Origin of the sequence: Cellulosimicrobium cellulans (assembly GCF_001722485.1) — a bacterium.
In the GTDB taxonomy this organism is placed as follows: domain Bacteria; phylum Actinomycetota; class Actinomycetes; order Actinomycetales; family Cellulomonadaceae; genus Cellulosimicrobium; species Cellulosimicrobium cellulans_A.
This window is the reverse complement of the sequence record NZ_LWGL01000005.1, coordinates 42167-51022: the sequence shown is the minus strand read 5'-3', so window position 1 is coordinate 51022 and position 8856 is coordinate 42167. Positions and strand designations below refer to the sequence as shown.

Sequence of the window (8856 nt, the reverse complement as noted above, 5' to 3'; positions counted from 1 at the left end):
CGGGCGCGGTCTGCGGCTCCTGCAGGCCGCCGACCGGCCGGGCGACGCACGACGCGACGACGGTCCCGGTGACGACCGGCCCGACGGTGCCGACGGTGCCGCCCGGCACGACACCGACGCCGAGCTGGCCGTCGTCGGGCGGTGGTGGTCGTGGGCCGTGGCGCACGAGGTGGCAGCGGCGTCGGTCGCGCACGACGTGCTCACCCGCGTCGACGCGGCGCTGGCCGCGTCCCCGTCCGCCGCGCCCGTGCCCACGCACCGCGACCTGCACGACAAGCAGCTCCTCGTGGACGAGCGCTTCCCCGACCGGGCCGGCCTGCTCGACCTCGACCTCGCGACGACGGCGCACCCGGCGCTCGACCTCGCGAACCTGCTCGTCCACCTCGAGCTGCGCGCCCTCCAAGGCGTGTGCACGGCCGCACGCGCCGCGGTCGTGGCCCGGGCGGTGCTCGACGGCTACGGACCGGCCGACCACGTGCTCCCGGCGCTGCCCGCGTGGGCGACCGCGGCGCGGGCGCGGCTCGTCGCGGTCTACGCCTTCCGCCCCGCACCCGGCGACGTGCCGGGACGACTGCTCGACGCCGTCCTCGACGGCACCCGCCGACCGACCCTCCTGGAGGAAGCATGAGCACCACCGACACCCCGACCACCGCCTCCGGCGAGACCGCCCGCCCGCGCGCGACCGTCGTCGGCACCGGGTACCTCGGCGCGACGCACGCGGCGTGCCTCGCCGAGCTCGGGTACGACGTCCTCGGCCTCGACACCGACCCCGCGAAGGTCGAGGCGCTCGGTCGCGGCGAGGTGCCGTTCTACGAGCCCGGGCTCGCCGAGCTCGTCGAGCGGCACACCGCGAGCGGGAGGCTGCGCTTCACGACGTCCGCCGCGGAGGCCGCCGCGTTCGCCGACGTGCACTTCGTGTGCGTGGGTACGCCGCAGCGCCGCGACTCCATGGCCGCGGACACGAGCCACGTCGTCGCCGCCGTGCGCGCGCTGGTGCCCGGGCTGCGGCACGACGCGCTCCTCGTCGGGAAGTCGACGGTGCCCGTCGGCACGGCACGGGCGCTGCAGGACCTCGCGACGTCGCTCGCGCCCGAGGGCGTCGAGGTCGGCGTCGCGTGGAACCCCGAGTTCCTGCGCGAGGGCCGCGCGGTCGAGGACACGCTGCGGCCCGACCGCCTCGTCGTCGGCGTCACGGACCCGCGGCACGAGAAGGTGCTGCGCGAGCTGTACCGGCCGCTCGTCGACGCGGGCGTCCCGTTCCTCGTGACCGACCTCGCGACCGCCGAGCTCGTCAAGGTCTCGGCCAACGCGTTCCTCGCGACGAAGATCTCGTTCGCCAACGCGGTCGCGGAGCTGTGCGAGGCGGCGGGCGGCGACGTCGTCGCGCTCACCGAGGCGATCGGGCACGACCCGCGCATCGGCCACCAGTTCCTCAGCGCCGGGCTCGGGTTCGGCGGCGGGTGCCTGCCGAAGGACATCCGCGCCCTCATGGCCCGCGCGGGGGAGCTCGGCGTCGACGAGGCGCTGACGTTCCTGCGCGAGGTCGACGCGATCAACATGCGGCGCCGGTCGCGCACCGTCGCGCTCGCCGTGGAGGAGTGCGGCGGCAGCGTGCTCGGGCGACGGATCGCGGTGCTCGGCGCGGCGTTCAAGCCCGGCACCGACGACGTGCGCGACTCGCCCGCCCTCAACGTCGCCGCGCAGCTCCAGCTCCAGGGCGCGCACGTGCGGGTCTACGACCCGCAGGCCGCGCGCACCGCCGCGCGCACGTTCCCGACGCTCGGGTACGCGACGTCCGTCGAGGAGGCGGTGACCGACGCCGACCTCGTCCTCCACCTCACGGAGTGGGACGAGTTCGCCGCGCTCGACCCGGCGGCGCTGCGGCCGGCGCGGCGCGTCGTCGTCGACGGGCGCAACGCGCTCGACCGCGAGCGGTGGACGGCGGCCGGCTGGCGGTACCGCGCGCTCGGCCGGGCCGTGGTCGGCGCGGCCTGACGCCGGTCACGACAGCCACGCGCGCACCACGTCGTCGCCGCAGCGCGCGAGCACCTCGCCGGCCGACGCGAACCGTGCCGGATGGCCCGGGTCCGCGACCGTCCGCTCGAGCGCCAGCTCGCCCAGCACGACGGCGAGCCGCGCGGTGGCGCCGTAGTCCGACATCGCGCGGAGCACCCGTTCGCGCCGGACCGTCGCCCCGTCGAGGGTGCCCTGGACCCGCACCGCGAGGGTCACGGCCTCCGGGCGACGCGGGTCGTGCCGGACGAGCGACGCCACGCGCGGGGTGGCGACGAGCCCGAGGAGACGGGTCCGGCGGAGCATCGCGACCGTGGCCGTGAGCCGCCCGTCGTCCCACCCCGTCCAGTACCGCGCCTCCGGGTGCCCGACGGCGGGCCCCTCGGGGTGCTGCAGGGGCAGGACCCGGACGTCGACGCCGGCCACGCCCGGGGCCGGGCCGGAGGTCGGCGCCGACCCGGCCAGCATCTGCAGCATGCGCGCCGTGCCCGATCCGCCGACGTGGGCGTTCGCGCTCTGCACGAGGACGACGTCGGCGGCTCGGACCTCGTCGAGGCCCTTGGTGAGCTCGTCCAGGAGCAGACCCGACAGCCCGGGGAAGAGACCCGCCATGACGAGCGACGGCGAGCCCGGCCCGAGGTCCTCCACGTCGGCGAGGGTCCGCGGCGACGTGGACACGTCGACGCACGGCACGCCGGCGGTCCGGCAGACCTGCTGGACGAGCGCGCCGTCCTGCTCCACGGCGACCAGCACCAGGGCGGCCGCGGTGACGGCGCGCTCCAGGTCCTCGGCCGACCGGACGTCGACGACGGCCGACCGGGCCGGTCCGGGCAGGGACGCGGCGGTCGCCCGGCCCCGGTCGGCGACCCGGTCACCGACCACGACGCGCCAGCGGTCCCTCGACGCCGCCTCCGCCGCGATCTTGCGACCGAGCACTCCGGAACCACCGAGGACCAGCACGTCGAGCATCCGGGCACGGTAGACGCCGCAGGTGAACGGGACGGGACGCCCGGGCCACGAGGGGGCGACGCGCGTCAGGCCGGTGCGGCGTCGCGGTCCTCCGGGACGGGCTCGAGGAACGGGTCGAGCAGCCCGGGCGCGGCCTCGACCGCGAACGCGAGCGCCTCGTCGGCCCCGACGTCGGGCGCCTCGTAGACGCCGTAGCCCGCCGCGGTCATGAGCGAGACGGTGCGCAGCCCGAGGCGGCGCTGCAGGAAGGACTCGCGCAGCGCGACCGTGCTCACGGCGTCGCGGCGCAGGGCGGTCGTCGCGCGGCTGAGGAAGCCCGACCGGACGACGAGGAACGCGCCGGAGATCGCGTGGCCGAGGGCCCGGTATGCGACGAGGGCGCCGGCCAGGCCGACCGCCCACAGGCCCGCTCCGACCCAGAGGACCTCGGCCGGCAGCACGCCGTTGGCCACGAGCCAGCCGAGCGCCGCGGTGACGACGCCCGCGGTGGCGGTGGCCCACCACAGGCGGCGGCGCAGCGCGGGGCGCGGGTGCGGGGCCAGGGGCGCACGCAGCGGGTCCGGGTCGGCGCCGAGCACGCGGCTCGCGACCGGCCACGCCACGGAGGCGGGCCCGCGCGGCAGGACGGACGCGGGCTGCGACGCCGACATGATCGACAGGCCGGTCGTGACGACCTGGGTGTCGGCCATGCCCATCCACCGCCAGAGCACGGGCTCGGAGACCTGGACGCCGCGCAGGCGCCGGTCGTCGCGGTTGACCTCGCGCGTGGTGAGCAGGCCCTGGCGCGTGCGCAGCTGCGTGCCGTGCTCGCCCGGCACGCGGGCGAGCTCGAAGCCCCACGACGTCGTGAGGAACGTGACGCCCATGCCGACCGCGCCGACGACCGCCGTGACGCCGACGGCGGCCGCGACCGTCCCCGCCGTCCCGAGGTCCGCGCGGTCGACGAGGTCGTCCACCCAGCCCGCGGCGTCGAACCCGAACGTCGACGCGAGCCCGTACGCGCCCCACAGCAGGCCGGCCGCCGTGAAGAACGACCAGACGCCGACCACGTTGTAGACGACCCACCACGGGCGGAAGCGCGCCATGACCTCCTCCGCCGGCGGCTCCGCACCCTCGGCGACGGGCGACGCGGCGAGCAGCGTGGCGCGCAGCGCGTCCGCGTCGCGCCGGGAGACGGCGTCGAGCGCGAGCGCGGACTCCATGGCGGCGAGCTGCTGCCCCGCGCCGACGAGCACGACGCGCAGCCCGGCGATCCGGTGGCGCAGGCGCGCGGTCGTGTCGACGCTGCGGATCCGGTCGCGCCGTACCGACCGGTAGCGGCGCACGAAGATGCCGGTGCGGCGCTCGACGTACTCCTCCGTGACGCGGTACCGCGTGAACGCCCACCGCAGCGCGTTGCGCACGGCCCCGAGCACGCCGAAGGCCCCGGCGAGCAGCAGCGGCCACAGGCTGTCCCAGCTCGCGTCGACGCCGAAGACCCACACGGCGATCGCCGTCGGCGAGAGGGAGAGGACCGTCTGGGCGAGGTCGACGGCGATCATGCGCGCGTCGAGGCGCGACCACGGGACGTCGTCGCGGCCGGCGGGCTCGGCGGCCTCACGGACGGCGTCGTCGACGGCGTCCGCCTCCACCTCGTCGGTGCCGACCGGGAGCGGCTCGCCCGTCATGTCGCGTCGCCGGGGATCTGCTCGGTGACGAGCGTGAGCCGCTCCGCGAGGTCCGCCGCGACGTCCTTGTCGAGCCCCCGGATCCGTACCGCGCCGCTCGACGACGCCGTGGTGACCGCGAGCGTCGCGAGGCCGAGCGCCTGCTCGAGCGGACCGCGGACCGCGTCGACGGTCTGCACGCGCGACAGCGGCGCGACGCGCCACTCGCGCACGACCCACCCCGAGAGCGCGTACACCGCGTGGTCCGTGGTCTCCCAGCGGTGGACGGCGTAGCGCCACCGCGGCTCGACGAGGGTCCGGGCGAGCGTCCAGACGGCCGCGGCGGCGACGAGCGGCAGGAGCCACACGCGCGCCGGCTCCCACAGCCACGCCACGACGCCGAGCACCACGGTCACGAGGCCGGCCGACAGCAGGCCGCGCAGCACCCACCAGCGCACCGCGCGCGGGTCCACCCGGTGCTGCGGCGGCCGCAGGCGCAGCGGCCGGCCGGCGGGGGTCTGGGGGTCGTCGGGGTGGTCGAGGTCGTCGAGGTCGTCGGAGTCGCCCATGTCGCGCACGATCCCACGCCGGCCGGGCGGTGCGGATCACCCGAGCGGCGTATCTGCGGCCGACGGCGTCGCCCCGGCGGGCGAGGGCGTTCCCCACGGCCGGCCCCGCCCACGAGGAAGGGCCCCGGTCGTGGCCGAGGCGATGCCTCGGGCGACCAGGGCCCTGCTCGGGGACGGCGCGGGCGCCGCCGGGCGTCAGCCCTTGACGGAGCCGGACATCAGACCGCCGACGAAGTACTTGCCGAGGATGATGTAGACGACCAGCGTGGGCAGCGACGCGAACAGCGCGCCGGCCATCGAGACGCCGTAGTTCTGCAGCAGCGCGCCGTTGGCCAGGTTGTTCAGCGCGAGCGTGACGGGGCCGTTCTGGCTCGAGGAGAAGAACACGGCGAAGAGGAAGTCGTTCCACGCCGAGGTGAACTGCCAGATGAGCACGACGACGAAGCTCGGGATCGAGATCGGCAGCACGATCGACCAGTACGTGCGGAGCATGCCCGCGCCGTCGACGCGCGCGGCCTCGACGAGCTCGTGCGGCACCGTCATGTAGTAGTTGCGGAAGATCAGCGTCGTGATCGGGATGCCGAAGATGACGTGGAGCAGGATCAGCGTCGGGATGCCGCTCGGGATGCCGAGGTCGAGCACGAGCTGGTTCAGCGGGATGATCACGGCCTGGTACGGGATGAACATCCCGAACAGGATCAGCGTGAAGACGAGGTTCGCGCCCTTGAACGACCAGCGGGACAGCACGAAGCCGTTGAGGGAGCCGAGGAACGCGGCGATGACCGCGGACGGCACGACCATCTGGAGCGTGCGGGCGATGGCGGGCGCCAGCGCGTCCCACGCGGCCCGCCAGTTGTCGAGCGTCCACACCTCGGGCAGTGCCCACGCGCGCGCCGGGGACGCGTCGCCCGCGCCCTTGAAGCTCGTCACGAAGAGCACGTAGACCGGGACGAGCACGACGAGCACGAAGAGGATGAGCGCGGCGTACCGCAGGGTGCGCGCGAGGCCGAACCGGTTCCGGGTGCGCTCGGGACGCACCTCGCGCGGCGTGCCGACGACGTCAGGGGTGGGGACCGCCGGGGTCGAGGTGGTGGTCATCGCTTCTCCTGACGGTTGGTGCGGACCAGGTACGGCACGATGACGACGGCGACGATGATCAGCAGGATCGAGCCGACGGCCGCGGCGTTCGCGTAGTCGAAGCTCGACTTGAACACGAACATGTCGACGGCCGGCACCTTGGTCTGGTAGTTCGCGGGCTTGGAGATCGACATGATGAGGTCGAACGCCTTGAGCGACATGTGGCCGATGATGATGAGCGCCGAGAGCGCGATGGGCGACAGCTGCGGGAACAGGACGTGGCGGTAGAGCTTCCACTCGCTCGCGCCGTCCATGCGCGCCGCCTCGCGCAGCTCCTCGGGGATGCCGCGGAACCCGGCGAGGAACAGGGCCATGACGTAGCCCGACAGCTGCCAGATGGCGGGGATGGCGATCGCGACGATGCCGACGGTGACGTTGTTCCACCAGTTGTTCTGCAGGGCGTCCAGGCCGATGATCTGGAACAGCCGGTTGAGGCCGCTCGCCGACTCGCCCTGGTTCGAGTTGAGCAGCCAGCGCCAGACCACGCCCGAGGCGACGAACGACACGGCCATCGGGAAGAGGTAGATCGAGCGGAAGATGCCCTCGCCGCGGACCGGCTTGTCGAGCAGCCACGCCCAGACGAAGCCCATGAGCATCGTCCCGGCGAGGAACACCACCGTGTACAGCACGAGGTTCTTCAGCGAGTGCTGGAAGGCCTCGTCGCCCAGCAGGGCGACGTAGTTCTGGAACCACACGACGACCGACGGCTGCTGCCCGGTCGCCTGGGCGGCGGTGTGGTTGTCCGTGATCGACGTCTGGAAGTTCGCCCCGATGAGGCCGTAGACGAAGATGCCGACGAGGACGATCGAGGGGGCGAGGAGCAGCAGGGGTGGCCCCGCTCGTCGCAGTGACTTCAGCATGGTGGTCTTCCCGTCCTGGGCGCGGTGCGCCTGGTTCCTGGTGGCCGAGCGGTTCCCGGGTGCTGGGCGCGCAGCCGCGCGCCGTCGGGACCTGCCCGACGGCGCGCGGCCGCGCCAGTGGCGCCGGCTCAGCTCTGTGCGGCGGAGGCGAGCTCGGACTGGAACGTCGCGAGGTCGGAGCCGCCGGAGGTGAACTTGCTCGTCGCGTCGGAGATCGCGTTGAGCGTCGCGACCGGCGTGGCGGCGCCGTGCGCGAGGGACGACACGATCGTGTCCTGCGCGAACGACTCGATCGCCGTCTGCTGGTACTCGGAGAACTCCGCCGGGTCGGCGTCCGTGCGGGCCGGGATGGAGCCCTTGGCCTTGTTGAACGCGACCTGGCCCTCGAGCGAGCCCACCGTCTCGAGCCACGCCTTCGCGCCCTCGGGGTTCGGCGCGCCCACCGGCAGGGTGAACGAGTCGGCGAGGAAGTCGAACACGCCGTCGGTACCGGGCACGGGGAACGCGAGGAAGTCGGTGCCGAGCGCCTTGCCCTGCTCCTCGAACGCCGCGACGGCCCAGTCGCCCATGACGTTGAACGCGGCCTGCTCGTCGATCACCATCTGGGTCGCCTCGGGCCAGTCGAGCCCGTCACGGTCGGAGTTCGTGTAGCTCATGAGCGTCTCGAAGTCCTCGAGGGCGGCCGTGACCTCGGCGCCCTCCCAGTCCGTCGAGCCGTCCCAGAGGCCGTTGTAGGCCTCCGGGCCGAGGTTGGCGAGGAGCACCGTCTCGAGCAGGTGGACCTGGGTCCAGGTCGTCGCGACCGACAGCGGCGTGACGCCGCCCGCGTCCTGCAGCTTCTGCAGGTCCGCCATCCACGCGTCGAGGTCGGCGTACTGGGCGGCCGGGTCGATACCGTTGGCCTCGAGCACCGTCGGGTTGGCCCACACGACGTTCGCGCGGTGGACGTTCGACGGGATCGAGTAGATCGCGCCGTCCTCGGCCGTGACGCGCTCGACCAGGTCGGCGGGGAAGACGTCCGTGAGTCCGAACTCGTCGTAGAGGTCCGAGACGTCCTCGATCTGCGCGGCGTCGATGTAGTCCTGCAGCTCCGCGCCGGCGTGCGCCTGGAACGTGTCCGGCGGGTCCTGCGCCTGGAGGCGGGACTGCAGCAGGTCCTTGGCGGCCGAGCCGGCGCCGCCGGCGACCGCGCCGTTGATGAACTCGATGTCGGGGTGCTGCTGGTTGAACGCGCCGACGAGCGCGTCGAGACCGGCCTTCTCGGAGCCCGCGGCCCACCACGTGAAGACCTCGACCTCGTTGCCGCCGCCGTCGCCACCGTCGGTGCCGCCGTCACCGGAGCCGCCGCTGCCGCACGCGGCGAGTGCGAGACCCACGAGGGCGGCACCGGCCACCGTCGCGCTCGTCCTGCGATTGAGTCGCATCGTGTCTTTCCCTACGCCTTCTTCGGTCGTGGGGGACCGGCGGGGTGGGGAGCCCCCGCTCGCCGGCCGGGCGCATCGGTGCACCCTCGAACCCGGTGCCCATCCAACGGTCGCGGCGACGTTGGTGTCAAGAAGTGAACGCAAGCGACGCCCGATCGTGATGTACGGGTCACGTCCTGTATCCACGCTGGGCGAAGACCGTGCCGAGGCGGCCCTCCAAGCGGCTCCGGGGACACGG

At 74.1% G+C, this 8856-nt stretch carries 8 protein-coding genes; 2 read left to right on the top strand and 6 right to left on the bottom strand.

Going from position 1 to position 8856, the window contains the following annotated elements; all coding sequences use genetic code 11:
* Both JZ5iCDA_RS01505 and JZ5iCDA_RS01500 read left to right on the top strand, forming a co-directional pair.
* Positions 1-628, top strand: a 628-nt coding sequence (locus JZ5iCDA_RS01505) for a phosphotransferase (protein ID WP_171905263.1), incomplete at its 5' end; no start/stop codon positions are given.
* Entirely contained in the window at positions 625-1995 is a 1371-nt protein-coding gene (locus tag JZ5iCDA_RS01500) for a UDP-glucose dehydrogenase family protein (protein WP_069385500.1), read from the top strand. The genes JZ5iCDA_RS01505 and JZ5iCDA_RS01500, both read left to right, overlap by 4 nt.
* A 6-nt stretch (positions 1996-2001) precedes the next feature.
* Here the strand turns inward: JZ5iCDA_RS01500 and JZ5iCDA_RS01495 are convergent, their stop codons facing one another.
* The 6 genes from JZ5iCDA_RS01495 to JZ5iCDA_RS01470 all read right to left on the bottom strand — a co-directional run bounded on the left by JZ5iCDA_RS01495 (position 2002) and on the right by JZ5iCDA_RS01470 (position 8618).
* Positions 2002-2982 carry a saccharopine dehydrogenase NADP-binding domain-containing protein gene (locus tag JZ5iCDA_RS01495; protein WP_069385499.1) on the bottom strand — a complete coding sequence of 327 codons (981 nt, stop codon included), beginning with the start codon at positions 2980-2982 and terminating at the stop codon, positions 2002-2004.
* A 65-nt stretch (positions 2983-3047) separates the two neighbouring features.
* Positions 3048-4649: a PH domain-containing protein gene (locus tag JZ5iCDA_RS01490; protein ID WP_083259534.1), complete on the bottom strand. Its 1602-nt coding sequence runs from the start codon at positions 4647-4649 to the stop codon at positions 3048-3050.
* Positions 4646-5197 carry a PH domain-containing protein gene (locus JZ5iCDA_RS01485; protein WP_083259533.1) on the bottom strand — a complete coding sequence of 184 codons (552 nt, stop codon included), beginning with the start codon at positions 5195-5197 and terminating at the stop codon, positions 4646-4648. The genes JZ5iCDA_RS01490 and JZ5iCDA_RS01485 overlap by 4 nt, the downstream gene beginning before the upstream one ends.
* Positions 5198-5392: 195 nt before the next feature.
* Positions 5393-6295, bottom strand: a complete 903-nt coding sequence (locus tag JZ5iCDA_RS01480) for a carbohydrate ABC transporter permease (protein WP_069385498.1) — start codon at positions 6293-6295, stop codon at positions 5393-5395.
* Entirely contained in the window at positions 6292-7194 is a 903-nt protein-coding gene (locus JZ5iCDA_RS01475; RefSeq protein ID WP_069385497.1) for a carbohydrate ABC transporter permease, read from the bottom strand. The genes JZ5iCDA_RS01480 and JZ5iCDA_RS01475 overlap by 4 nt, the downstream gene beginning before the upstream one ends.
* A gap of 128 nt (positions 7195-7322) precedes the next feature.
* Positions 7323-8618 carry an ABC transporter substrate-binding protein gene (locus tag JZ5iCDA_RS01470; RefSeq protein ID WP_069385496.1) on the bottom strand — a complete coding sequence of 432 codons (1296 nt, stop codon included), beginning with the start codon at positions 8616-8618 and terminating at the stop codon, positions 7323-7325.
* Positions 8619-8856 lie beyond the last annotated feature (238 nt).

What these genes read in the sequence shown, in the direction of transcription:
- JZ5iCDA_RS01500 (WP_069385500.1), top strand. Translation starts at nt 625, where the DNA reads ATGAGCACCACCGACACCCCGACCACCGCCTCCGGCGAGACCGCCCGC.
- JZ5iCDA_RS01495 (WP_069385499.1), bottom strand. Translation starts at nt 2,982, where the DNA reads ATGCTCGACGTGCTGGTCCTCGGTGGTTCCGGAGTGCTCGGTCGCAAG.
- JZ5iCDA_RS01490 (WP_083259534.1), bottom strand. Translation starts at nt 4,649, where the DNA reads ATGACGGGCGAGCCGCTCCCGGTCGGCACCGACGAGGTGGAGGCGGAC.
- JZ5iCDA_RS01485 (WP_083259533.1), bottom strand. Translation starts at nt 5,197, where the DNA reads ATGGGCGACTCCGACGACCTCGACGACCTCGACCACCCCGACGACCCC.
- JZ5iCDA_RS01480 (WP_069385498.1), bottom strand. Translation starts at nt 6,295, where the DNA reads ATGACCACCACCTCGACCCCGGCGGTCCCCACCCCTGACGTCGTCGGC.
- JZ5iCDA_RS01475 (WP_069385497.1), bottom strand. Translation starts at nt 7,194, where the DNA reads ATGCTGAAGTCACTGCGACGAGCGGGGCCACCCCTGCTGCTCCTCGCC.
- JZ5iCDA_RS01470 (WP_069385496.1), bottom strand. Translation starts at nt 8,618, where the DNA reads ATGCGACTCAATCGCAGGACGAGCGCGACGGTGGCCGGTGCCGCCCTC.